Genomic DNA, 24,966 nt, shown 5'->3' with positions numbered 1-24,966 from the left:
CGCAACTAATCGACAGGCACCGGTCGCTTCCGGGCCTGTCCGTTCCAATCAATGTAATCGGCTGGCCTGTGGCCCGGCATGGATGCCGGCTGCGCGCTCGCCCGTGGACAACGTCATGAACGCCTTTTTGCGAAAAGCCATCGCCAGTGTGCTGCTGGTTTCCTTGTGGGTGCCCGGCTCGATCCGGGCGGCGGGAATGGTTCCCGAGACGCCTGTCGTTGTGCTCGACGAAGGTGTGGGTGAGGCCGGCATCAATGTGTTCAACAGCGAGTCGCATCCCGCGCTGCTGCACACGTCTGTCGAAGACGTGCCGCAAGACACCGAGTCATTGCTGTTGCTGACCCCGCCGGTCGCACGGGTCGAGGCTGGTGCGACGCAGCGTGTGCGTTTCATTCTGCGCAGCGCACAACCCTTGAAGACTGAGCGTCTGAAGCGCGTGATCTTCGAGGGCATCGCGCCGCAGGACTCGACGGGCAAGGCGCAAGTGAGTCTGAGCGTGCGGCAGAACATTCCGGTGATTCTGCGTCCGGCGAATCTGCCGGTCGACCGCGAGCCCTGGAAGCATCTGGTGTGGTCGCGACAAGGCGCAGACATCCAGGTGCGCAATCCCAGCCCTTACGTGGTGCGGCTGGGCCATTCGGTGACGCTGCTGCCGGGCCGGAAGGAGATGGATCTGGGTCGCACCTATGTGCTGCCCGGCGAGCAACTGACCTTGAGCGGAACGCCTGATCCGAGTCATGCGCCACTTCAGGTGCGGCTGTTTCCAGTGACCACCTACGGTTTCGCCATTGCGCACTTCGATGCTCCTTTGGTGACGGATTAATGCATCGAAGTTGTCTGGCCGGTGCGGCGTTGATCATCGCTCTCGGTACCGCCGGTGTCGCCAGAAGCGCCGAGGGTCTGCCCGTGCAGTTCAACCAGGACGTGCTCAAGTCCCGTGGGCTGGATCCGCGTCTGGCCGAATATTTCAGCCAGGCACCGCGTTTTCGCGAGGGCGTGCAGGCCGTCGCGCTGTCGGTCAATGGGGTTGCGAAGGGGCGGGTGCAGGTGGCGTTCGATGCCGAAGGCGAGTTGTGTTTCACGCCGTCCCTTCTGGAGCGGGGCGGCATCCGGTTGGCGCATCGCCTCGAACCGGCGGGCGGATCAGGATGCGAGCTGTTCGCCCGGTATTTTCCGGACGCGGTGGTGCAGGTCGATCCGACGCAGGAGCACATCGCATTGCTGTTGCCCACCGATGCGCTGGTGCCTGATCGCCCGGCCGGTCGCAGTTTCCTCAACGGTGGCACGGCAGGCCTGTTCAACTACGACGCCTTGCTGCTGGACAGTCGTTTTGCCGGTCAGTCTTCGCAATTTCGCAATCTGAATGCCGAGCTGGGCCTGAATACGGCGGACTGGTCGTTTCGCAGCCGCCAGGTGTACAGCGAGTTCGACGGGCAGGATCGTCTTGAGCATTTGTATGCCTACGCCTCGCACACCTCGGAACGCTACCGGGCCAACCTGCAACTGGGTCAGTTGAACATGGTCTCGCCGCTGTTTTCCGGTGAGGCGTTCAACGGGTTGCAGGTGCAACCGGAATTGGCCCTGATGGCGCTGGACGATGACAGCGCCGGTGCGCGGGTTGAAGGCATCGCCTATTCCGCCGCGCGGATCGAAGTGACCCAGAACGGTGCGCTGGTCTACACCACCGTGGTGCCCGGTGGGCCGTTCACGTTGGTGGGATTGCCGTTGCTCAGCCAGAGCGTGGATCTGGAAGTGACGGTGCATGAAGAGGACGGTCAGCAATGACGGGCAGGGCGGCAGGTTATGCGCTGGCCGCCGGGCAGGTGCGGCGCTATGCCGGTGACGAGCGTGATGCGCCGTCCTTCGTCGCAGCCAGCAAGGACTGGCTGTGGGGGGCGCGCGGGCAGATCACGGCCGGCGCCATGTTCGGTACGGGTTATGAGTCGCTGGGCTGGGCATTGCAGGGCGGCGTCGGCGATCGCTGGGTACTCGGTGGCCGGCAGGTGATTTCCCGGGCACAGGATCAGGCTGTGTCCGGCACGCAATTGCAGTGGACCGCCAGCGGTCGGTTGAGTGAAAGGTTGTCGACAAGTGTTGCGCTGACCCGACAAACCCGGGGTTTCCGCACGCTGTCGGACACCACTTGGGATTCGCGCAATGAGCGACCGTTCCAGCGAGTAGGCAATCAACTGACGGCAAACCTCAGCACCAGCAGTCCGCTGTACGGAGGCTTTTCCACCAGTTACTCGCGGTTTTCCATGTTCGACGGGACGGCCACTTCCAGAGTCGCCCTGGCCTGGTCGCAGAGCATTCGGCGGACCAATGTGACATTCACGGTTGAACGGGATGTCGCCGGGGCCTCCAACGATGCTCGTGGCACCGCGGCCTATCTGAGTGTCAGTCTGCCGTTGGGCGGGCGCCAGACGTTGAACGGTTATGTGCGCAACGACGACGTGAGCGGTACGCGTAGCGGTCTGCGCTTCAATGAACAACTCAGCGACACCCTGGCCTACAGCATCGGAGCCGAGCGACCGGATGACGGCAGCGCCGGGTTCAACGGGCGGGTCAACCTTTTGCCCCGTTACAGTCAGATGGACATGGGCTATTCCCGCAGCGGCGCCGGCAACCGGAACTATGACATCGGCCTTCGCGGCGGTGCGCTGGTACACAGTGACGGCGTGACTTTGTCGCCTTATCCGCTGCGCGAAACCTTCGCCTTGCTCAAGGCCGGTGACAGCGCGGGCGTCAAGTTGAACACCCCGCGCGGCCCGGTCTGGACCGACTATTCCGGGCACGCCGTGGCGGCCAGTCTGCCGGCATACAGCAGAGGCCGCGTCGAGCTCGACACGGCCAGCCTGGGGCGCAACATCGATGTGCACAACGCTTTTCAGGAAGTCGAAGCCGGACGTGGCGCGGTGGCGTATCTGGCGTTCGACATGGTCACCGCACGTCGTCTGCTGTTGCAGGCGCGCACCGCCGATAACGTTCTTTTGCGCAAGGGCGGAGCTGTTTTCGACGCGCAGGGGCAGTACATCACCAACGTACTGGAGGCCGGCACGATCTTTCTGCCCGATGCCCGGCCAGACACGATTTTGCACGTGGTGCTGCCCGATGGCAGTCGCTGCCGGTTGGCCTACAGCCTCGGCGAACAACCCGATACGCAAGCACTGTACGAAACAGCGCATGCCACCTGCCACGCGGTTTAAGGAGTCAGTCACCATGCATCGTTTGAATAGCGCCACGATAGGTCTGGCGTTGCTGAGTACCGTGTTCACCGCCGAGCCGGCACAGGCGCAGTCGGGCTGTGCAGTCAGGCTGGGGCAGCCTTCCATCGATTTTGGTGCGATGACGCGCGGCCAGTTGCTGCAACAGCCCCTGGAAAATGACCTGTTGAGTTTCGGGCGCCGGCGGGTGCAGATCACCGTTCAATGTGAACGGCCAGCTGCGCTGCGACTCGATCTGGCGGCGCCGGCAGCGGATGCCGTGGACTATCGATTTGGCGCAGGGACGTTGAGGGTCCATGTGCTGGCTGTTCGGGTGGATGGCAAAGCCGTGCAGTGGCTTGGCTTTGAACCGGGTGTCGCCTCCGGAGTGGCCGTCTGGCCCGCCGGGCAAAGCCTGATTCCAGCGCGGGCGGGGGTTGCACTGGAAGGTCAGCGCATGGACGTTGAAGTGGAACTTGAAGGGCGGGTCGGGTCAGCGCAGACCCGGGTTGCCGATCTGACCCGGTTCGAGATCGATGTGCGCTTTAACGCGTACTGAAACCCGGACTCGGGAGGCATGGCGGTACGAAGCATCTCGCCACAGAAATGTAGGATTTCGCCACTGAGTACAAATTGCCTATTCAACCAGTCGTGATTTCACTATTTGAGCGCTCCCGTTTCCTACAGATTTATCTCTCATAAGCCGCAATCATCATCCCGCTTAATTACATACCTGGTTTGCAGGGACTGAACTGTCAATCAAATGGAAGATTACGGCTTATGAAAAAGACATACCGTCTTGCAGTACTGGCGGCGGCGCTGCTGCCAACAATCGCTATGGCAGAAAGCGTTGACCTGAATGTCATCGGCACCATTATCCCGACCTCCTGCATTCCGGCATTTGCCGGTGGCAGCACGGTGGACCTGCGCAAGATTTCGGCGGCGACGCTGAATCCGACCACCCAGACCCTGTTGCCCGGTCGCGATGTGTCCCTGCACATCAATTGCGATGCGCCGGCGCCCGTGGAAGTGTCTGTGCGTGACAACCGCGCCGGCACCAAACTGCCGGGCATCAGTGATGGTACTGGCCAGAGCGATCCGGCGCTGTTTTACGGGCTGGGCGAAATCGGCGGTACGCGTATTGGTGGTTTCGCCTTGCGTCACGGTATTCCAGAGACCGACGGCAATGCCCAGACATTGCTGACCCGGACGCTGGCGGCCCCGGCATGGCGTGTGCCGAACAGTACGCTGGTCAGCAATGCGCCGCAGTTGTACTCGTGGGGCGCCAGCGCCGCGACCGGTCCGGTCGCTGCCCGCCACCACGGTTTCCCGATGCATCTGCTGCCGATCATCGGCCCAAGCAACGCCCTGCCGATTGCCAACGAAATCCCGCTGGACGGCTCCGTGACGTTCGACATGTTCTACCTCTGACGGCCGCGTCCCGGCGTCCCTCAGGCACCGGGACTGGCGGGTATACGCGAGCGCGATCCGGCGCCTGCCGGATCGCATTCAGGATTTCACGGATTATCCCGATGCTCATTTCTTTCAAGTCTGCTCTGAAGACGGCACTGCTGTGCCTGTCCGCATGGTTTTCAATGCCGCTGGCCCATGCCGCCGGAATGGTTCCGCAGACGCCGGTGCTGCTGGTGGAGGAGGGCATGGGTGAAGCGGTGATGAATGTGCGCAATACCGACACGCATCCCGCATTGCTGCACACCACCGTTGAAAACATCAAGGACAGTGACGACGTACTGCTGATCTTCACCCCGCCCATTGCCCGGGTCGAGCCGGGCGGCATTCAGCAAGTGCGATTCATTCTGCAAAACCGGCAACCGTTGAAGACCGAACGCCTGAAGCGGGTGATCTTCGAGGGGATCAGCCCGACCAGTGACGCCGCCGGAGCGCGGGTTGCTCTCGGTGTACGCCAGAACCTGCCGGTGATTCTGCGTCCTGCCGGTTTGCCGATCGAGCGCGAGCCATGGAAACGGTTGACCTGGTCAATGGACGCCTCGGGTGTGCAGGTCGTCAATCCGAGCCCCTATGTGGTCCGACTGGCGAAAACCATTTTGCCTTTGCCGGGCACCCGTTCGGTGAATCTGCCCAAGACCTACATCCTGCCCGGTGAGCGCCTGCACGCTGAGCTGCCACTGCACACCTCGACCCAGACGATGGCGGTCAGGATTTTCCCGGCCACGACTTACGGCTTTGCGGTCGACCATTACGACGCGCCGGTTACTCGCTGATGAAGGTCTGCGCTCGTTGGGGCGTGTTGCTGATCGCGGCCAACGGCAACGCGCTGGCGGCCGAACCGTTGGAGTTCGACGCCCGCGTGTTGAGAGACCGCGGCATCGATCCTGCGCTGGCGGCGTACTTTCGTGAGGCGCCGCGTTTCACCCAAGGCGAGCATTCCGTGGCGCTTGAGGTCAACGGGCAGGCCAGAGGCCGTGTACGAATGACATTCAACGAGCGCGGCGAATTGTGTTTGCACACCCAGTGGATGAACGCTGCGGGCGTGCGTCCACCAGCTTCGATGGCCGGGCTGCAACCGGAACAATGCATGACGCTGACGGAGGGATTTCCCGAAGCGGTCGCGCAACTGGATCCGGGGCGCGAGCTGATTGATCTGCTGGTGCCGACCGACAGTCTGATGTTGCCGGCGCGTGCGCCCATCAATTTCGCTCATGGCGGTACGGCCGGCGTTTTCAACTACGACGCGTTGCTGGTCGGCAGCCAGCAAGACGGCCGGCACGACAGGTTTCAGAGCCTGGGCTCGGAGGTCGGCCTGAATGCCGGTGACTGGGTGCTGCGCAGCCGGCAGTCCTATACGTCGACTTCCGGCAACTCGCGGTTCGAGCACTTGTATGCCTACGGTGCGCGAACCCTGGAGGACGCCGAGGCCAGTCTGCAGATCGGGCAATTGAATCTCGCATCGACCCTGTTTGCCGGTGAGTCGTTCGACGGTGTGCAGATCGTGCCGGAAGCGGCATTCGCTCAGTTGCGAACGGCGCAGGACGGTGCGCGCGGGCAAGTGGAGGGCGTTGCCTATTCGCCGGCTCGCATCGAAGTCCGGCAGAACGGCGTGATGATCTACACCACCATGGTGCCGAGTGGGCCGTTCACGCTGCGAGCGCTGCCGTTGCTGAGCAACCGGATTGATCTGGACGTGACCGTCCACGAACAGGATGGGCAGGCGCGGCGCTTGCGCGTGCCGGCGGCCAGCCTTCACGAAGCGCAATGGGCCGGGCCGAGCGGGTTCAACTTTGCGCTGGGTACGGTGCGACGGTTGGGCTCGGACGACCGACCGACACCTTCTTTCACCGCGATCAGCAAGGATTGGGATTGGCAACAGGCCACCCGACTGACCGCCGGTGTACTGGGGGCAACCGACTACCTGTCGGCTGGCTGGGGTCTGCAACGGCAGTGGGCCGGTGGCTACGCACTGGGCGTAAAGCAGGTGTTGTCCGATGAACGCTCCCGTGGCGTGAGGGGCAGCCAGACGCAATTGACGCTCGGTGCGACGCTGTCCGAGAGCCTGTCGACGAGTCTGGTTGCGGTGCGCCAGAGCCGGAACTTTCGCACGCTGTCTGACACCGGTTGGGATCAAGACCTTCACCGCGCCGAATCCCCCGGTCGCGATCACCTGGTTTTTTCTGTCACGGGCTCGGCGGATCAATGGGGCGCATTCGGGGCGACCTGGTCACGCTATTCGACCCAGGGTGAACCGGCGCAGTCGCGTCTTGGCCTGTCGTGGTCTCGCACATGGCCTGAGCGCATCAGCCTGTCGTTGAACCTGGAACGCGCCATCGGCGATGCGGCGCCCGATCGCCTGGGCAACTCCGCCTACCTGACGCTGGGAATGGCGCTCGGAGGCCAGCGAAGGTTGCGTGGTTATTTGCGCCGTGATGATCGATCCGGCCTGCGCCGGGGCGTGGCCGTCAGCGATGTACTGGGTGAAAACCTGGCTTACAACGCCAACGCTGAATACCGCGATGAGACTGCGGCCAGTTATGGCGTGCGCTTCAATGCACTGCCGCGCTACACCAGCCTCGACGCAGGCGTCGGCCAGCGATCCGGCGCGACCGATTACGACGTGGGGCTGCGCGGTGGTGTAGCGCTGCATCGCGATGGCGCAACGTTGTCGCCCTATCCCCTGCGCGATACCTTCGGCGTTCTCAAGGCCGGTGACCGATCGGGCGTGAAACTGCACACGCCTCAAGGTCCGGTCTGGACCGATGGCTCGGGCCACGCAGTCGCGGCGAGCCTGCCGGCCTGGTCGACCGCACGGCTGGAAGTCGACCCGCGCAGCCTGTCGCGCAACGTTGAAGTGCTCGACGGGGTGAAGCAGGTGCAGCCTGCCCGCGGATCGGTGCAGCATCTGGACTTCTCGCTCGTCACGGTCCGGCGCCTGTTGCTCAACGCCATGACCGTCGACCGGCAATGGCTGGCCAAGGGGTTGAGTGTTCACGATGAACAGGGCCGCTACCTGACAACGGTCCAGGACGGCGGAACGATTTTTCTGCCTGACGCAAAAGCGGGTCAGCGCCTGCATGTGCAGCTCCCTGACAACACGCGGTGCACGTTGCGTTTCCCGCTTTCCGAATCCCCTGAAGACAGCGCACTGATCGAGCGGGTCGATGCCACCTGCGCCCCGGCCGAACTGTCCTGAACGAGTGCATCTGATGAAATTTCTTCTGTTTCTGGTCGTGTTGCTGTGCCTGGTAGTTGAACCGGCGTCAGGTGCCGAAACGTGTCAGTCGAGCCTGTCGCCGGCGAGCATCATCCTGGGTCGCGCAACGCGCGCCGACCTGCTGCAACGCACGGCGCTCGATGGCCGGGGGCCGGGCTTCGGCCTGCGCAGCGTGCATTTGCGGGTGCAGTGCCCCGACGTGCGCTTGATGCGCTGGGCATTTGTCGCGCCCCCGGCCGATCCGCAGCGTTTCCGTTGGGCGGCGGGCACGCTGCAACTGCGTATCGTGGCAGTGCGTCTCGATGGTGTGGCGGTGCATTGGCGGCTGGACAGCGGTCAATCGGTCGAAGGCGATGTTCTGCGCCCGGGGATCCGCGTCGTCCCGTGGCGGGCGGACACCGGTGCCCGGGGCAGTCTGCTGGAAGTGGAGATGGAACTTGATGCGCGGGTGGATGACGCCTCAAGCCGCCCCGTCGATCCGGTGCGGTTTGAAGGTCAGGGCGCCTTTACGGTGGATTAATCGGCCTCGGCCAACAGCTTGATCGCGGCCGCGCCGACTTTGCGCACCGCCTCTTCGATCAGCGCTGTCGGTTTGGCCGCGTAGTTCATGCGCAGGCAATTGCGGTACTTGCCGGAGGCGGAAAAGATGCTGCCGACGGCAATCTGTACGCCCTGGTCGTGCAGCGCACGATTCAGTTTCAGCGTATCGAAACCTTCCGGCAATTCGACCCAGAGCATAAAGCTGCCCTGCGGGCGGCTGGCGCGGGTGCCGGCCGGGAAATAACGGGTCACCCAGTCGATCATCACGTCGCGATTGCGCTGGTATTGCGTGCGCATCCGCCGCAAATGTGGTTCGAAGTGCCCGGCCTTGAGAAATTCGGCGATGGCGATCTGCGGCTGTGGGGCTGTAGAACCGGTGCTGATGTATTTCATGTGCAGCACCCGTTCGAGATAGCGACCGGGCGCGACCCAGCCGATGCGCAGCCCCGGCGCGAGAGTCTTGGAAAACGAACTGCACAGTAAGACACGGCCATCTTCGTCGAAGGATTTGATCGTGCGCGGACGTGGATAGGTGTAGGCCAGTTCGCCATACACATCGTCCTCGATGATCGCCACGTCGAAGCGCTGGGCCAGGGTGAGGAGGGCGCGTTTACGCGACTCCGGCATGATGTAGCCAAGCGGGTTGTTGCAGTTGGGCGTGAGCTGGATGACCTTGATCGGCCATTGCTCCAACGCCAGTTCCAAGGCTTCGAGGCTGATGCCGGTGAGCGGGTCGGTGGGGATTTCCAGCGCTTTCATGCCCAGCCCCTTGAGGGTCTGCATGGCGCCGTGAAAGCTTGGTGAATCCACCGCGACGATGTCGCCGGGCTCGCAGATCGCGTGGATGCTGGTGGACAGCGCTTCGTGGCAACCGGTGGTGACCACCAGATCGCTGGCGCTCAACTGGCAGCCGGAATCGAGCATCAGCCGGGCGATCTGTTCGCGCAGTTCGAGGGTGCCGTGGATGTTGTCGTAATGCAGACCGGGCATGTCCTGACGGCGGCTGATACGGGCCAGGCCGCGCAGCAGCGGTTTCATCGTCGGTGACGAGATATCCGGCATGCCGCGACCGAGTTGCACCACGTCCTTGCGCGGCACGGCGCGAATCAGTTCCAGCACCTGATCCCACTGGGAAATCTCCACCGGCCGTTGCGCCGGGCGCCCGACCGCCGGCAGTTCCGGCAACTCGCGACCGACCGGCACGAAGTACCCGGACTTGGGTTTGGGCGTGGCCAGTCCGCTGTCTTCCAGCATCCGGTAGGCCTGCTGCACCGTGCTCAGGCTGACCCCGTGTTCCACGCTCAGGGCGCGCACCGACGGCAGGCGATCACCAGGACGGTAGAAGCCTTGTTCGATGCGGGTGCCGAGCAGTTCGGCAAGGTTCACGTACAGGGTCATGGCACTGCCTCGATGCAGATGATTCGAAAAACCAGTACAGATGCGGCGTAAATCGACAATTCAGTCTCGGGAACAACAAATCTGTATGGAAATAATACAGATGTGTTGAATCTGTAATGCTTTTGCTCGCCCGCGCATCATGGAATCTCTGGCTACCCAAGTAAACAGGAGCGACAAAAATGAACGGCTTGAGCGATGTGCGGCTGACGTTACACAGTCAGGAACTGGAGGCTGGGCAACAGGACAACGCGCGCAATGAGATCCTGCGCAACGCACAGTCCGGCCTGAGTCGCTGGGGTCTGTTCTGGCATCGTCTGCACACGCGCAAGGCGTTGCTGCGCCTGACGCCGGAACAGCTCAAGGATATCGGGCTGACCCGCGAACAGGCGCTGGAGGAGGGGTTGAAGCCGTTCTGGCGGATTTAGAGGGATCGTTCCCACGCTTTGCGTGGGAACGAGCTCACACCAGCTCTTTAAGGCGATGCCACAACATCCCCAACGCCAGCAGCGGCGAACGAAGATGCTTGCCGCCGGGGAAGGTGATGTGTGGCACTTTGGCGAACAGGTCGAAGCCACCGCCGTGCTGGCCGCTGATGGCCTCGGCCAGCAGCTTGCCCGCCAGGTGCGTGGCATTCACGCCGTGACCGGAATAGGCCTGGGCGTAATACACATTCGGCTGGTCGGCGAGCCGGCCAATCTGCGGCAGACGGTTGGCGCCGATGCCGATCATCCCGCCCCACTGATAATCGATCTTCACCGAGGCCAGTTGCGGAAAGACTTCGAGCATCTTCGGCCGCATGTACGCGCCGATATCCTTCGGGTCACGCCCGGAGTAATGGCACGCGCCGCCGAACAGCAGGCGCCGGTCCGCCGAGAGCCGGTAGTAGTCGAGCGCCACTCGCTGGTCGCAGACCGCCATGTTCTGCGGCAGCAGGTTGTGGGCCTGCTCCTCGCTCAGCGGTTCGGTGGCGATGATGTAGCTGCCGGCCGGCAGCACCTTGCCGCTGAGTTGTGGATTCAGATTGTTGAGATAGGCATTGCAGCCGAGTACCAGGGTTTTCGCCCGTACCGAGCCTTGCGCGGTGTACACGCGGACTTCGGGGCCGTAATCGATACGGGTCACCGCCGATTGCTCGAACAGCTTCACCCCCGCTTGCTGCGCCGCGGCGGCTTCGCCGAGTGCCAGGTTCAGCGGGTGCAGATGCCCGGAACCCATGTCGATCAAACCGCCTACGTAGCGTCTGGAACCGACCACGGTGTGCATCTCGTTCGCCTGCAGCAGACGTGTTTCATGGCGATAACCGAGGCTGCGCAACTCTTCGGCGTCTTCGGCAAAACCTTCCAGGTCGGAGGGTTTGTTGGCGAGGTCGCAGTAACCCCAGGTCAGGTCGCAAGGGATCTGAAATTTCTCGACGCGCCGGCGGACGATTTCCACCGCTTCCAGGCCCATGAGTTTCATCTGCCGCACGCCGTCGGCGCCGATCACGTTGGCGAACTGATCGAGGCCATGACCGACCCCGCGAATCAGTTGCCCGCCGTTGCGACCGCTGGCGCCCCAGCCGATCCGGTGCGCTTCCAGCAGCACCACGCTCAAGCCCCGTTCAGCCAATTCCAGCGCGGTGTTCAGCCCGGAGAAACCGCCACCGACCACGCACACGTCGGCGATCAGTTCACCTTGCAGCACCGGATGGTCGGGTTGCGGCAGGCTGCTGGCGGCGTAGTAAGAGGCAACGTGGTGCTGGCTCGCGGTGGCTTGGGCGCGGGCATTCATGGGCGTCATCCTGAGCGGGTGTCGAGAAAATTTGACGGAGCATAAGCCGCAGGCCCGAGGCCGGGCAACATTGGTCGGCCCGTGGTGTCTGGAACACGGCTTTTGCGGCACAATTGCCGCCTATTTCGCTCCGGTTAATGCTGCAATGAGCTGCAACAGTCAGAAAATCCGCACCCTGCGTCAGCAGATTCCCACGTTCGAGTGCGTGCCGGGCTGCCATGACTGTTGCGGGCCGGTGACCACCTCACCCGAGGAAATGTCCCGCCTCCCGCGCAAGACGCGCGCCGAGCAGGACGCGGCCATGGAAGCACTCAACTGTGTGCACCTGGGGCCGAATGGCTGCACGGTGTATGACGAGCGGCCGTTGATCTGTCGGTTGTTCGGAACGACCCAGACCTTGCCGTGCCCCAACGGCCGGCGGCCGGCGGAGCTGATTCACCCGAGGGTCGAGAAGCAGGTGTTCGAGTACATGGCGGAAAACCGACAGGTGCTGGTCTGAGCGTTCAGTCCGGAATCGGCAGGCTCAGGCTCTCTTTCACTTCTTCCATCACGATGTAGCTCTTGGATTCACGTACGTGCGGCAGCTTGAGCAGGATGTCGCCCAGCAGCTTGCGGTACGAGGCCATCTCGGAAATCCGTGCCTTCACCAGATAGTCGAAATCCCCTGACACCAGATGGCACTCCAGCACGTGGGGCAACTTCAGCACCGCACGTCGGAACTCTTCGAAAGTATCGCCGGATTTGTAGTCGAGGCTGATCTCGACGAACACCAGCAGGCTACCCTTCAAGTGCTGCGGATTCAGGCGGGCGTTGTAGCCCATGATGATTCCCTCACGCTCCAGGCGCCGCACCCGCTCGGTACACGGCGTGGTGGAGAGCCCGACCTTCTCGCCCAGTTCGGTGAATGAAATCCGCCCGTCCGCCTGCAGGATCCGCAAGATGTTGCGGTCGATCTTGTCCAGCTCACGTTTGGTCTGAGTGTTGGTACGCATAGGGGATGCGCCTCCGTGAAAAGGGTTTTTGCCGAGAATTGTCGCCAAATATAGGCGCTTATACAGTGAAAAGCACTGGCGAATCTTTTTTACACTGCGCGCATCATTGCTCTAACAACAGACGTACGCGGCACGCCGCGAGAGGGATACAAAAATGCGCGTTATGGTCTTGGGTAGCGGCGTCATCGGTACCGCCAGTGCTTACTATCTGGCCCGTGCCGGGTTTGAAGTGGTGGTGGTCGACCGGCAGCCCGCCGCGGCCATGGAGACCAGTTTCGCCAACGCAGGCCAGGTCTCGCCGGGCTACGCCTCGCCGTGGGCTGCGCCGGGCGTGCCCCTCAAGGCCATCAAGTGGCTGCTGCAACGTCACGCGCCGCTGGCGATCAAGGCCACTGCCGACATCGACCAATACTTGTGGATGGCGCAGATGCTGCGTAACTGCACCGCCAACCGTTACGCGGTGAACAAGGAGCGCATGGTCCGCCTGTCCGAGTACAGCCGTGACTGCCTGGACGAATTGCGCGCCGAGACCGGCATCGCCTACGAAGGCCGCAGCCTCGGTACGACTCAGTTGTTCCGCACCCAGGCGCAACTGGATAACGCCGCCAAGGACATCGCCGTATTGAAAGAGTCCGGCGTGCCGTTTGAAGTGCTCGACCGCGCCGGCATTGCCCGCGTCGAACCGGCTCTGGCGGGTGTCACCGACATCCTCGCCGGTGCCCTGCGCCTGCCGAACGACCAGACCGGTGACTGCCAGATCTTCACCACTCGCCTCGCTGAAATGGCCACCAAACTGGGTGTGGAATTCCGTTTCGGTCAGGACATCCAGCGCCTCGACTTCGCCGGCGACCGCATCAACGGCGTGTGGATCGACGGCAAGCTGGAAACCGCCGACCGCTACGTACTCGCCCTCGGCAGTTACTCGCCGCAACTGCTCAAGCCGCTGGGTATCAAGGCCCCGGTGTATCCGTTGAAGGGCTACTCGCTGACCGTGCCGATCACCAATCCGGACATGGCCCCGACGTCGACCATTCTCGACGAGACCTACAAGGTCGCGATCACCCGTTTCGACAACCGCATCCGCGTCGGCGGCATGGCGGAGATCGCCGGTTTTGACCTGTCGCTGAACCCGCGCCGGCGCGAAACCCTGGAGATGATCGTCAACGACCTTTATCCTCGGGGCGGCAATCTGGCCGAAGCGAGTTTCTGGACCGGCCTGCGCCCAACCACCCCGGATGGCACGCCGATCGTCGGTGCCACCCCGTTCAAGAACCTGTTCCTGAACACCGGTCACGGCACCCTCGGCTGGACCATGGCGTGCGGCTCCGGTCGCTTGCTGGCCGACCTGATGGCGAAGAAAAAACCTCAGATCAGCGCCGAAGGCCTCGATATTTCCCGTTATGGCAACACCACCCAGGAGTCCGCGAAGCATGGCAATCCAGCGCCAGCTCACCAATGAGCGCATGAGTCAGATCGTCAGCCACAACGGTACGGTGTATCTGTCCGGGCAGGTCGGCGATGACTTCAATGCCGGTGTCGAACAGCAGACCCGCGACGTACTCGCCAACATCGAGCGTCTGCTCGATCTGGCCGGCACCGACAAGCAGCATCTGCTGTCGGCGACGATCTACCTGAAGGACATCGAGGCGCACTTTGCCGGCATGAACTCGGTGTGGGACCAGTGGCTGCCCAAGGGAGCCGCCCCGGCCCGCGCCACGGTGGAGGCGAAGATGGCCAAGCCGAGCATCCTGGTCGAGATCTCCATCGTCGCTGCATTACCGTAACCCGTTGTAAAGATCCCTCTCCCGGTGCTGTTGGCGGTTCACGCCGTCAGCCAGCGCCGGTTTTTATTTCCATGACCGCCAAGAAGTCTGCTGCCATGCGTCCTGCCCGTGCCCTGATCGACCTTCAAGCCCTGCGTCACAACTACCGTATCGCCCGTGAAGTCACCGGTGCCAAGGCACTGGCGGTGATCAAGGCCGATGCCTATGGCCATGGCGCAGTGCGTTGTGCCCAGGCGCTGGAAGCTGAAGCGGACGGCTTCGCGGTGGCGTGCATCGAAGAAGCGCTGGAGCTGCGAGCTGCCGGGATTCGTGCACCGGTGCTGTTGCTCGAAGGCTTTTTCGAGGCGGACGAACTGGCGCTGATCGTCGAGCACGATTTCTGGTGCGTGGTGCATTCGCTGTGGCAGCTCGAAGCTATCGAGCAGGCGGCATTGAGCAAACCGATCACCGTGTGGCTGAAGCTCGATTCGGGCATGCACCGTGTCGGCCTGCATCCGAAGGATTACCCGGCGGCTTACCAGCGTTTGCTGGCCAGCGGCAAGGTGGCGAAAGTCGTGCTGATGAGCCACTTCGCCCGGGCCGATGAGCTGCACGAGCAGAGCAGCGCCGATCAGGTTGCGGTGTTCGAAGCGGCACGTCAGGGCCTGGCGGCTGAAGTCAGCCTGCGCAACTCGCCGGCGGTGCTGGGCTGGCCGCAGATTCACAGCGACTGGGTGCGCCCGGGCATCATGCTCTACGGCGCCACCCCGTTCGAAGAAGCCAACGCCGTGGCCGAGCGTCTGCAACCGGTGATGACGCTGGAGTCGAAAGTCATCAGCGTGCGCGAACTGCCGGCCGGCGAGCCGGTGGGCTACGGCGCCAAATTCATCACCGACAAACCGATGCGCATCGGCGTGGTTGCCATGGGTTACGCCGACGGTTATCCGCGTCAGGCACCGACCGGCACGCCGGTGCTGGTGGCCGGCCAGCGCAGCCGCATTCTTGGCCGGGTGTCGATGGACATGCTGTGCATCGACCTGACCGACGTGCCGCAAGCCGGCCTCGGTTCGACTGTCGAGCTGTGGGGCAAAAACATCCTCGCCAGCGACGTGGCGAAGTGGGCGGACACCATTCCGTACCAGATCTTCTGCAACCTGCGTCGGGTGCCAAGGCTCTATTCCGAGGGTTAAAGCGCAAGCGGGGCCCAAGTGTTGTAAATACTGAACGCTGTCGCCATGATAACGCTCAATATTTCTACAGCATCAGGAGGCTCCCGCCTTGGACGTCGGTGAACGACTGCAATCGATCCGCAAGCTCAAAGGACTGTCCCAGCGTGAACTCGCCAAGCGCGCGGGCGTCACCAACAGCACCATTTCGATGATCGAAAAGAACAGCGTCAGCCCTTCGATCAGTTCGCTGAGGAAAGTTCTGGGCGGGATTCCCATGTCCATGGTCGAGTTCTTTTCCGAAGAGATCCTGCAGGAAAAACCGACTCAGATCGTCTACAAGGCCAACGAGCTGATCGACATTTCCGACGGCGCCGTGACCATGAAACTGGTCGGTCGCGCGCACCCGAGCCGGGCCATTGCGTTCCTCAATGAAATCTATCCGCCGGGCGCCGATACCGGCGAAGAAATGCTCACCCACGAAGGCGAGGAAACCGGGATTCTGGTGGAAGGACGCCTGGAGCTGGTGGTGGGTCTTGAAACTTTTATCCTCGAAGCCGGCGACAGCTACTACTTTGAAAGTACCAAGCCGCATCGTTTCCGTAATCCGTTCGATGCGCCGGCGCGACTAATCAGCGCAGCCACGCCGGCGAATTTTTAAACAAAGAGGCGCCAGGCCACACGGCGAAGGCACCCGAACCGTTGTTCCACAGCGCGATATAACCCCTTCGACTTTGGGGTTGTTTCAGTGAAGCGGGCTAACCGCTATACTTGCGCCCGCCTGCGAACCGTGGCCGCAGGCGTGAATAGCCACCATTGAGGGTGAACGCGTGAACCTAATTATGAAAATGCTGGCTGCACCAGCAACCGTACTGGCCCTCTGGGCTGTCAGCGCTCAAGCTGCGACGAATGACGACATTGCCAAACGCCTCGAGCCGGTCGGCCAGGTGTGTGTTCAAGGGCAAGAGTGCAAGGGGATGGAAGTCGCTGCTTCGGCAGGCGGCGGTGGCGGTGCCAAGACGCCGGACGAAGTGATTGCCAAACATTGCAACGCTTGCCACGGCTCCGGCCTGTTGGGCGCACCGAAAATCGGTGACACCGCGGCCTGGAAAGAGCGCGCCGATCACCAGGGCGGCCTCGACGGCATCCTGGCCAAGGCCATCACCGGCATCAACTCCATGCCACCGAAAGGCACCTGCGCCGACTGCTCCGATGAAGAGCTGAAGGGCGCGATCCAGAAGATGTCCGGTCTGAAATAAGCCGCGCTTTCGACGAAAAAAACCGTCTTCGGACGGTTTTTTTGTACGCGCGATTTGGGCCTGAGGCTGTTCTTTGCAGCAAACAACCGGCAATCTCGGTCGTACCTCTATTCACGGAACGGGCAGGAGGCTTCAGATGGTGCAGTTGTGTTCGATCGAACAGGCAGTGGACGACGTACTGGCGCGGTTGCCGGCGCATATCCACATGGGCCTGCCGCTGGGGCTGGGCAAACCCAACCCCTTCGTCAACGCGCTGTACCGCCGCATCGCCGGTTTGCCCGAACGGCAACTGACGATCTACACCGCCCTGTGCCTCGGCCGTCCGGCATTGGGCGATGGGTTGCAGAAGCGCTTCATCGAACCCTTCGTCGAGCGGGTGTTTGGCGATTACCCGGAGCTGGACTTCCTCGCCGACCTGCACCGCGACAGCCTGCCGTCCAACATTCGCATCGAACAGTTCTTCATGCAGCCCGGCAGCCTGCTCAACAGCGCGCCGGCCCAGCAGGATTACGTCAGCAGCAACTACAGCCACGCGGCCCGCGACATCAATGCTGCCGGCCTGAACCTGGTGGCGCAGTTGCTCGCCAGCAGCAGCGAACATCCCGATCGCCTGAGCCTGAGCTGCAACCCGGACATCACCCTCGACCTGTTCCCGATGATCGCCAAACGCCGGGCGGCGGGGGAGACCATTCTGCTGGTCGGCCAGGTGCACACCGAGTTGCCGTACATGCCGGGCGATGCCGAAATCGATATCGACACCTTCGACCTGCTGATCGATGAAAAGGACAGCAGCACGCTGTTTTCCACGCCGAACATGCCCGTCGGGTTTCAGGATCACTTCATCGGTCTGCACGCCAGCACCCTGGTGCGCGATGGCGGCACCTTGCAGATCGGCATCGGTTCGATGGGCGATGCGCTGACCGCTGCGTTGCTGGCGCGTCAGGCTGACAACGCCTCGTACAAGCACTTGCTGGCCGATGTGAACCTCAGCCAGTGGGCACAGTTAATCGAACGCGAGGGCGGCATCGAACCGTTCGCCAAGGGCCTGTACGGTTGCAGCGAAATGTTCGTCAACGGCCTGCTGGTGCTGGCCGAAGCCGGGATCATCCGGCGCAAGGTCTACCCGGATGTGCAGACTCAGGAGCAGGCCAACGCCGGGACTCTCGACGAGGCGGCGCAAACCGACGGCTTGTCGATTCATGGTGGTTTCTTCCTCGGGCCGCGCAGTTTCTATAAGCGCTTGCGCGAGTTGCCGCTGAGCAAACGCCTCGAATTCAACATGACCCGTATCAGCTACATCAACGAGCTGTATGGTCAGGAAGAGCTCAAGCGCCTGCAACGCCTCGATGCGCGCTTCATCAACACCGTGTTCACCATGACCCTGCTGGGCGCCGGGGTGGCGGATCAACTGGAAGACGGGCGGGTGCTCAGCGGCGTCGGCGGGCAGTACAACTTCGTTGCCCAGGGCCATGCGCTGCACGATGCGCGGTCGATTCTGCTGCTGCGCAGCTGGCGCGAGTCCGGCGGCGATGTCAGTTCGAACATTGTCTGGGAGTACGGCCACTGCACGATTCCACGGCACCTGCGTGACATCGTCGTCACCGAGTACGGCATCGCCGACCTGCGCGGCAAATCGGATGCGGTGGTGATCGAGGCGCTGTTGAACATCAGCGACTCGCGCTTCCAGCAAGGCCTGATCGAACAGGCGCAGAAGGTCGGCAAGCTGCCGAAGGATTTCCGTCTCGATCCGCGCTTTACCGACAACACCCCACAACGCTTGCAGGCGATTGCCGCACGGCATCCGAACCTGTTTCCGGAATATCCGCTGGGCTGTGATTTCACTGAGGTCGAGAAGGATCTGTTACGGGCGCTGAACTGGCTCAAGAGCAAATTCAAGCTGACCGAGATTCTGGAACTGGGCAAGGCCGCGCTGGATGCGCCGCAGGCTTCGCTGTATCCGGAGCATTTGGCGCGCATGCAGCTGACCCACCCGGAAGGCCTGAAGGAAGACCTGTTTCAGCGGTTATTGCTTACGGGCCTGAAGGCCACCGCGCAGTAACCGCTACACAAAACACTGTGGGAGCGAGCTTGGTCCCACAAGTATTGCGGCGCAGTTGAGTCAGTGATCAGTCGATGAAGGTCACGACGCCGCCCGCCAGCGACTTCACGCGAGCCAGCGACTCGACGCGGTAACCCTGCGAATCCAGTTCCGCACGGCCGCCCTGGAACGATTTCTCGATCACGATGCCCAGGCCCGCGACGGTGGCGCCGGCCTGTTTGATGATCGAGATCAGCGCCTGGGATGCCTTACCGTTGGCCAGGAAGTCGTCGATGATCAGCACGCGGTCGCTGCTGGTCAGGTGACGCGGGGAGATGGCCACGGTGCTTTCGGTCTTCTTGGTGAACGAGTAGACCGTCGCCGACAGCAGGTTTTCAGTCAGGGTCAGGGACTGTTGCTTGCGGGCGAAGATCACCGGCACGCCGAGGTTCAGACCGGTCATGATCGCCGGGGCGATGCCGGACGCTTCGATGGTGACGATCTTGGTGATGCCCGAATCCTTGAACAGCGTGGCGAATTCGTCGCCGATCAGCTTCATCAGGGCCGGGTCGATCTGGTGGTTCAGGAAGGCGTCGACCTTCAGGACCTGGTCGGAAAGCACAATGCCTTGTTCGCGGATTTTCTGGTGCAGGGCTTCCATGAAGCTGTCCTCTGTTGGCGCCTTGTGCGCCCTAAGGTTTTAAAAAAGTGGTCAATTCTAGCGCTTTAACATCGCTCGTATATCTGCCAATGCGCTATTGCCCCGCACGGCTTTGACTTCGGTCGGTGTGTCGTCGTTGCCTTCCCAGGCCAGGTCGTCCGGCGGCAGCTCATCGAGGAAGCGGCTGGGCGCGCAGTCGATGATCTCGCCGTACTGTTTGCGCTTGGCGGCGAAGGTGAACGCGAGGGTCTGGCGCGCGCGGGTGATGCCCACGTAGGCCAGTCGGCGTTCTTCTTCGATGGTGTCGGCTTCGATGCTGGAACGGTGCGGGAGGATTTCCTCTTCCATGCCCATGATGAACACGTAAGGAAATTCCAGGCCCTTGGACGCATGCAGGGTCATCATCTGCACGCCTTCGGCGCCGTCCTCTTCTTCCTGCTGACGTTCGAGCATGTCGCGCAGAACGAGTTTGCCGATGGCATCCTCGACGGTCATTTCGCCGTCTTCGTCTTTTTCCAGGGTGTTCTTCAAGGCTTCGATCAGGAACCAGACGTTGCTCATCCGGTAGTCCGCGGCCTTGTCGCTGGAACTGTTGGTGCGCAGCCAGTTCTCGTAGTCGATGTCCATGACCATGCTGCGCAGCGCCGAAATCGGGTCTTCGCCGGCGCACTGCTCGCGCACCTTGTCCATGAAACGCTTGAAGCGCGACAGGCGATCGGTGAAGCGGCTGTCCAGATGCTCGCCCAGGCCGAGTTCGTCGGTGGCGGCGTACATCGAGATCTTGCGTTCGGTGGCGTAGTTGCCGAGTTTTTCCAGGGTCGTAGAGCCGATCTCGCGGCGCGGCACGTTGATCACCCGCAGGAAGGCGTTGTCGTCGTCCGGGTTCACGATCAGGCGGAAGTAGGCCATCAGGTCTTTCACTTCCTGGCGGCCGAAGAAGCTGTTGCCGCCGCTCAGACGGTACGGCACCTGATGGTGCTGCAGTTTCAGCTCGATCAGCTTGGCCTGGTAGTTGCCGCGATAGAGGATCGCGAAATCGCTGTACGGGCGGTCGGTGCGCAAGTGCAGGCTGAGAATTTCCATCGCCACGCGCTCGGCTTCGGCGTCCTCGTTGCGGCAGCGGATCACGCGGATCTCGTCGCCGTGGCCCATCTCACTCCACAGCTGCTTCTCGAATTCGTGCGGGTTGTTCGAGATCAGCACGTTGGCGCAACGCAGGATGCGGCTGGTGGAGCGGTAGTTCTGCTCCAGCATCACCACTTTCAGGGACGGATAGTCGTCCTTGAGCAGCATCAGGTTTTCCGGCCGTGCGCCGCGCCAGGCGTAGATCGACTGGTCGTCATCGCCCACCACGGTGAACTGGTTACGCTTGCCGATGAGCATTTTCACCAGCAGATACTGGCTGGCATTGGTGTCCTGATATTCGTCGACCAGCAGGTAACGCACCTTGTTCTGCCACTTTTCGAGGATGTCGGCGTGCTCTTCGAAGAGCTTCACCGGCAGCAGGATCAGGTCGTCGAAGTCCACCGCGTTGAACGCCTTGAGCGTGCGCTGGTAGTGGGTGTAGACGATGGCGGCAGTCTGTTCCTTCGGGTTGCGGGCGTTTTCCAGGGCCTGGGCCGGCAGGATCAGGTCGTTTTTCCAGGCGCCGATCATGTTCTTGATCTCGTCGACGCCGTCGTCGCCTGCGTATTCCTTTTGCATGATGTCAGTCATCAGCGACTTGACGTCGGTTTCGTCGAAGATCGAGAAACCGGGTTTGTAGCCCAGCCGTTCATGTTCCTTGCGGATGATGTTCAGGCCCAGGTTGTGGAAGGTGCAGACCGTCAGGCCGCGACCTTCGCCGGGGCGCAGCAGGGTGCCGACCCGTTCCTTCATCTCGCGCGCGGCCTTGTTGGTGAAGGTCATGGCGACGATGTACTGGGCGCGGATGCCGCAGTTCTGGATCAGGTGCGCAATCTTGCGCGTGATCACGCTGGTCTTGCCGGAGCCAGCACCGGCGAGCACCAATAGAGGGCCGCCGACGTAGTTCACGGCTTCTTGCTGCCGGGGATTGAGTCGGGACATACGGAAATTCGGGAGTCGTTGACGAAATGGGCCGGCATTTTAACAGGCTCAGCGATTTGTGCTGCTCTCTCCGACTTGTGACGCAGCACGCGATTGAAATTTGCCGGTTTTGTTACTTTCACGCAGGATGCGCGGTGATTTTGCGGCTAATGTTCTCATTCGTGACACAAAATAACGTTTTGATATCCGTTGTCGTTTGGTCATTGGTTGCCGCAACGGCATAATGCCCGCCGCCCACATCATTGCAGAGTCTAGGGAGTCAGCTTGACTACGCCTGTCGAACCCTTGCGTTTGCTGCTACTGGCCGAAGAGCCAGCGTGGACAGCGTTATTGCGCGAGTGTCTGGCTCCGTTGGGGAGTGCGGCGGTGCTGATCAGCGCGCCGAACTGGGAGTCGGTCAGCAGCCTGTTCGAAGACAACCGCCACGCGGTGTTGTTGACCGTTCCCGCGTTGCAGCCGGCGCCCGGCCGTTGCAGCCTGCCGACGGTATTGCTTTTGGAACAGGAGCCGGCGACCGCGCCCGATGGCGTCAGCGACTGGCTGGTGTTCGATGCCCTCGATGCCGGCATGCTCCGGCGTTGCCTGCGGCATGTGCGCGAACGCGGCGTGCTGGAAAACACCCTGCAACGCCTGGCCGAACAGGATCCGCTGACCGGCATCGCCAACCGCCAGGGCTTCCAGACCCTGCTCACGGCGCGCCTCGCCGAAAACGACGGTCGCGGCCTGGCCCTCGGCCACCTCGATCTCGACAACTTCCGCCACGCCAACGACGCCCTCGGCCATCAGGCCGGCGATCGCCTGATCCTGCAAGTCGTCGCACGGCTGAAAAGTCAGCTGGAAGTCGGCGATCAACTGGCACGCCTGGGCAGCGACGAATTCGCCCTGCTGATCGACACCCGCCGCGCCCCGCAACGGGCGGAATGGATGGCCGAACGCATCACCGAAGCCCTGGCCGAACCTTATTGGGTCGATGGCGAAAGCCTGTTGATCGGTTCCAGCCTCGGCATCGCTCATGCCCGGGCCCAGGGCGGTGCCGATCCGCTGATGTGGCACGCGCACATCGCCATGCAACAGGCCAAGAGCACCCAGGGCTGCACGTTTCACATCTTCAACGAACGGATCAACCGCAACGCGCGGAGCATGGCCGACCTCGAAAGCGAGCTGCGCCGGGCCTTGCGCCGCGATGAGCTGGAGCTGCATTACCAGCCGCGCCTGAATCTGCAGGATGGCCAGATCGTCGGCCTCGAAGCGCTGGTGCGCTGGCGTCACAGTGAGCGCGGCTTGCTTGCGCCGAGCGAATTTGTGCCGCTGGCCGAGCAGAGCGGCCTGATTGTGCCGCTGGGTTATTGGGTGATTTCCCGGGCCCTGCGTGACATGCAGGCGTTGCGCGAGCGCGGTCTGCCGGCGCTGCACATGGCGATCAACCTGTCGTTCCGCCAGTTTCAGGACAGCCAGTTGCTGCCGACGCTCAGCCGCTTGATCGCCGAGCGCGGTGTCGAGGCGCAATGGCTGGAATTCGAACTCACCGAAACCGCCGTGATGCGCCGCAGCGATCTGGTCAAGCAGACCATGGACGCGCTCGGTCGCCTCGGCGTGCGTTTTTCGCTGGATGACTTCGGCACCGGGTTCTCGTCGTTCGTGCACCTCAACAGCCTGCCGATCACCTTGCTGAAGATCGACAAGAGTTTCGTCGGCGGCATGGAGCAACGCGAAGAAAACCGCAAACTGGTGCACGCGATGATCAATCTCGCGCACAACCTGCACCTGGAAGTGGTGGCCGAAGGGGTGGAAACCCGCGAGCAACTGGATCTGTTGCGCGGTTTCGGCTGCGATCAGGTGCAGGGTTACCTGATCAGCAAACCGTTGCCGTTGGCGGAGTTGATTGACTATCTGATTGCTGACGCCAGCCAGCCTCCGCTGGGCATTGTGGTCTGACCAACAAGCTTACGGGAGCAGGGTTGCTCCCGTAGCCCGTCATTCCGGCTGAGCAATCTTGAATCCTTGAGATTGCGGCTCCAGTCGAATCATCCGCTTCATCTTCCATTCGAACGCCAGTGTCAGGCTGATTGCCGCGCAGGCCAGGCCCAGAGCCAAACCCCACCAGACGCCGGTCGGCCCCCAGTGCAGATGGAACGCCATCAACCACGCTGCCGGCGCGCCGATCAGCCAGTAGCAACCGAGCCCGACGAGGAAGGTGGTCTTGGCATCCTTGAGTCCGCGGATGCAGCCCATGGCAATGGTCTGCGTGCCGTCGAACAGCTCGAACCACGCCGCCACGGCCAACAGGCTCACGGCCAGATGAATCACCTCGGCAAATGCCGGGTCGTTATGGTCGAGGAACAAACCGACCAGTTGATTAGGCAGCAGCCAGAACACCATCGCAAACCCCAGCATCACCACTGCACCGAAGACGATACCGACCCGCCCGGACATCCGCGCATCGCTCAATTGCCCAGCGCCGTAATGCTGGCCGACGCGCATGGTGATCGCATACGACATCCCTGCCGGCACCATGAATGCCACCGAGACGATTTGTAGCGCAATCTGATGCGCCGCCAGTTGGGTGCTGCCCATGGTGCCCATGCACAGCGCCGCGAAGGCGAACAGTCCGACCTCCACTGCATAGGTGCCGCCGATCGGCAGGCCCAGGCGCCAGAGTTCTTTGAGGTACTGCCGGTTCGGCCGCGACAGGCCTTCACGCAGCGGGTAGGCGTTATAGGCCGGATGCCGGCGGATGTGCCAGGCCAGCGCCAGTGCCATGCAGTTGGCAACAATCGCCGTGACCAGACCGATACCGGTCAGCCCCAGTTTCGGCAGGCCGAACATGCCGGTGATCAGCGCGTAATTGAGCAGGAAGTTGGCCACCGTGCCGGCGAGGCTGATGACCATCACCGGTGTTGCCCGGCCGATGGCGCTGGTGAAACCGCGCAGGGCCATGAAACTCAGGTAGCCGGGCAGGGCGAAGGGCAGGGCGATCAGGAACTGCCCGGCGGCGTTGACGTTGGTCTCGGTCTGGCCGAACAGCAACAGCACCGGTTTCAGATTCCATAACAGCAACCCGGCACCGAGTGCCATCAGCCACGCCAGCCATAGCCCGGCCTGAGTCAGGCGGGCGGCGCCGATGATGTCGCCGGCGCCCTGACGAATCGCCACCAGGGTACCGACCGCCGCGATTACGCCGATGCAGAAAATCGACACGAACGAATAGCTGGCTGCGCCCAGACCACCTCCGGCCAGCGCTTCGGGACTGAGGCGCGCCATCATCAGGGTGTCGGTCAGCACCATCAGCATGTGCGCCAACTGCGAAGCAATCAACGGCCCCGCCAGCCGCAGGATGGCCCAGAGTTCGGTACGCACAGGACGCTGCATGGTGTTCACATCCATATAAAAGAGGGAGCAGGAGACCGTCGATTCTCAGGGTT

At 62.3% G+C, this 24,966-nt stretch carries 23 protein-coding genes; 17 read left to right on the top strand and 6 right to left on the bottom strand.

Annotated elements, in window-relative coordinates; all coding sequences use genetic code 11:
* Positions 1–115: 115 nt before the first annotated feature.
* The 8 genes from AC1MDC_RS15620 (at position 116) to AC1MDC_RS15585 (ending at position 8,410) form a co-directional block, all read left to right on the top strand.
* A complete protein-coding gene (locus tag AC1MDC_RS15620) occupies positions 116–823 on the top strand; it encodes a fimbria/pilus chaperone family protein (protein ID WP_085702324.1) in 708 nt (235 codons plus the stop codon).
* Complete coding sequence (locus tag AC1MDC_RS15615; protein ID WP_480393301.1) at positions 823–1,785, top strand: fimbria/pilus outer membrane usher protein; 963 nt, start codon at positions 823–825, stop codon at positions 1,783–1,785. The genes AC1MDC_RS15620 and AC1MDC_RS15615 overlap by 1 nt, the downstream gene beginning before the upstream one ends.
* On the top strand, positions 1,782–3,206 hold the full coding sequence (locus AC1MDC_RS15610; protein ID WP_480393300.1) for a fimbria/pilus outer membrane usher protein: 1,425 nt from the start codon (positions 1,782–1,784) through the stop codon (positions 3,204–3,206). Before AC1MDC_RS15615 ends, AC1MDC_RS15610 begins: the two co-directional genes overlap by 4 nt.
* Before the next feature lie 13 nt (positions 3,207–3,219).
* Positions 3,220–3,762, top strand: coding sequence for a DUF1120 domain-containing protein (locus AC1MDC_RS15605; RefSeq protein ID WP_227233907.1), 543 nt, complete (start codon positions 3,220–3,222; stop codon positions 3,760–3,762).
* A 221-nt stretch (positions 3,763–3,983) separates the two neighbouring features.
* The gene (locus AC1MDC_RS15600; protein WP_085696836.1) at positions 3,984–4,634 is read left to right on the top strand and encodes a DUF1120 domain-containing protein; all 651 of its coding nucleotides are present in this window, start codon (positions 3,984–3,986) and stop codon (positions 4,632–4,634) included.
* 101 nt (positions 4,635–4,735) lie between these two features.
* Complete coding sequence (locus tag AC1MDC_RS15595) at positions 4,736–5,446, top strand: fimbria/pilus chaperone family protein (RefSeq protein ID WP_480393299.1); 711 nt, start codon at positions 4,736–4,738, stop codon at positions 5,444–5,446.
* Positions 5,446–7,869 (top strand): fimbria/pilus outer membrane usher protein, encoded by a 2,424-nt coding sequence (locus AC1MDC_RS15590; protein ID WP_480393298.1) that lies wholly within the window; start codon positions 5,446–5,448, stop codon positions 7,867–7,869. Before AC1MDC_RS15595 ends, AC1MDC_RS15590 begins: the two co-directional genes overlap by 1 nt.
* 13 nt (positions 7,870–7,882) lie before the next feature.
* Positions 7,883–8,410, top strand: coding sequence for a hypothetical protein (locus AC1MDC_RS15585; RefSeq protein WP_480393297.1), 528 nt, complete (start codon positions 7,883–7,885; stop codon positions 8,408–8,410).
* On the opposite strand, the gene AC1MDC_RS15580 is transcribed toward AC1MDC_RS15585, so the two are convergent.
* Entirely contained in the window at positions 8,407–9,828 is a 1,422-nt protein-coding gene (locus AC1MDC_RS15580) for an aminotransferase-like domain-containing protein (protein WP_085696840.1), read from the bottom strand. The genes AC1MDC_RS15585 and AC1MDC_RS15580 overlap by 4 nt on opposite strands.
* A 179-nt stretch (positions 9,829–10,007) precedes the next feature.
* Here AC1MDC_RS15580 and AC1MDC_RS15575 point away from each other — a divergent pair, with 179 nt between their 5' ends.
* Positions 10,008–10,253, top strand: a complete 246-nt coding sequence (locus AC1MDC_RS15575; protein ID WP_480393296.1) for a DUF1127 domain-containing protein — start codon at positions 10,008–10,010, stop codon at positions 10,251–10,253.
* A 34-nt stretch (positions 10,254–10,287) separates the two neighbouring features.
* On the opposite strand, the gene AC1MDC_RS15570 is transcribed toward AC1MDC_RS15575, so the two are convergent.
* Complete coding sequence (locus tag AC1MDC_RS15570) at positions 10,288–11,598, bottom strand: NAD(P)/FAD-dependent oxidoreductase (RefSeq protein WP_234206153.1); 1,311 nt, start codon at positions 11,596–11,598, stop codon at positions 10,288–10,290.
* A 145-nt stretch (positions 11,599–11,743) separates the two neighbouring features.
* Here AC1MDC_RS15570 and AC1MDC_RS15565 point away from each other — a divergent pair, with 145 nt between their 5' ends.
* The gene (locus tag AC1MDC_RS15565) at positions 11,744–12,097 is read left to right on the top strand and encodes a YkgJ family cysteine cluster protein (RefSeq protein ID WP_480393295.1); all 354 of its coding nucleotides are present in this window, start codon (positions 11,744–11,746) and stop codon (positions 12,095–12,097) included.
* A 4-nt stretch (positions 12,098–12,101) separates the two neighbouring features.
* On the opposite strand, the gene AC1MDC_RS15560 is transcribed toward AC1MDC_RS15565, so the two are convergent.
* Positions 12,102–12,590, bottom strand: a complete 489-nt coding sequence (locus AC1MDC_RS15560; RefSeq protein ID WP_003177284.1) for an Lrp/AsnC ligand binding domain-containing protein — start codon at positions 12,588–12,590, stop codon at positions 12,102–12,104.
* A 154-nt stretch (positions 12,591–12,744) separates the two neighbouring features.
* Here AC1MDC_RS15560 and dadA point away from each other — a divergent pair, with 154 nt between their 5' ends.
* The 6 genes from dadA to AC1MDC_RS15530 all read left to right on the top strand — a co-directional run bounded on the left by dadA (position 12,745) and on the right by AC1MDC_RS15530 (position 18,837).
* On the top strand, positions 12,745–14,049 hold the full coding sequence (gene dadA / locus AC1MDC_RS15555; protein WP_085685869.1) for a D-amino acid dehydrogenase: 1,305 nt from the start codon (positions 12,745–12,747) through the stop codon (positions 14,047–14,049).
* Positions 14,021–14,374, top strand: a complete 354-nt coding sequence (locus tag AC1MDC_RS15550) for a RidA family protein (protein ID WP_085696845.1) — start codon at positions 14,021–14,023, stop codon at positions 14,372–14,374. The genes dadA and AC1MDC_RS15550 overlap by 29 nt, the downstream gene beginning before the upstream one ends.
* Positions 14,375–14,469: 95 nt before the next feature.
* Positions 14,470–15,543: an alanine racemase gene (gene alr / locus AC1MDC_RS15545; RefSeq protein ID WP_085612071.1), complete on the top strand. Its 1,074-nt coding sequence runs from the start codon at positions 14,470–14,472 to the stop codon at positions 15,541–15,543.
* An 88-nt stretch (positions 15,544–15,631) separates the two neighbouring features.
* On the top strand, positions 15,632–16,180 hold the full coding sequence (locus AC1MDC_RS15540; RefSeq protein WP_003229444.1) for a cupin domain-containing protein: 549 nt from the start codon (positions 15,632–15,634) through the stop codon (positions 16,178–16,180).
* Positions 16,181–16,361: 181 nt separating this feature from the next.
* A complete protein-coding gene (locus AC1MDC_RS15535; RefSeq protein WP_039765242.1) occupies positions 16,362–16,778 on the top strand; it encodes a c-type cytochrome in 417 nt (138 codons plus the stop codon).
* Between the two features lie 136 nt (positions 16,779–16,914).
* Complete coding sequence (locus AC1MDC_RS15530) at positions 16,915–18,837, top strand: acetyl-CoA hydrolase/transferase C-terminal domain-containing protein (protein WP_480393294.1); 1,923 nt, start codon at positions 16,915–16,917, stop codon at positions 18,835–18,837.
* A 67-nt stretch (positions 18,838–18,904) separates the two neighbouring features.
* Here AC1MDC_RS15530 and AC1MDC_RS15525 read toward each other — a convergent pair whose 3' ends face one another.
* Both AC1MDC_RS15525 and rep read right to left on the bottom strand, forming a co-directional pair.
* Positions 18,905–19,477: a xanthine phosphoribosyltransferase gene (locus AC1MDC_RS15525; RefSeq protein WP_075946495.1), complete on the bottom strand. Its 573-nt coding sequence runs from the start codon at positions 19,475–19,477 to the stop codon at positions 18,905–18,907.
* Between the two features lie 57 nt (positions 19,478–19,534).
* Complete coding sequence (gene rep / locus AC1MDC_RS15520; RefSeq protein ID WP_039765244.1) at positions 19,535–21,544, bottom strand: DNA helicase Rep; 2,010 nt, start codon at positions 21,542–21,544, stop codon at positions 19,535–19,537.
* Positions 21,545–21,808: 264 nt separating this feature from the next.
* On the opposite strand from rep, the gene AC1MDC_RS15515 reads away from it, so the two are divergent.
* On the top strand, positions 21,809–23,479 hold the full coding sequence (locus tag AC1MDC_RS15515; protein ID WP_480393293.1) for a putative bifunctional diguanylate cyclase/phosphodiesterase: 1,671 nt from the start codon (positions 21,809–21,811) through the stop codon (positions 23,477–23,479).
* Between the two features lie 39 nt (positions 23,480–23,518).
* On the opposite strand, the gene AC1MDC_RS15510 is transcribed toward AC1MDC_RS15515, so the two are convergent.
* The gene (locus tag AC1MDC_RS15510; RefSeq protein ID WP_480393292.1) at positions 23,519–24,913 is read right to left on the bottom strand and encodes a NorM family multidrug efflux MATE transporter; all 1,395 of its coding nucleotides are present in this window, start codon (positions 24,911–24,913) and stop codon (positions 23,519–23,521) included.
* Positions 24,914–24,966: the final 53 nt, after the last annotated feature.

The organism is Pseudomonas sp. 1, from assembly GCF_056626735.1.
Note: the sequence above shows the minus strand (reverse complement) of the source record. Positions and strands in the feature narration are given on the sequence as shown.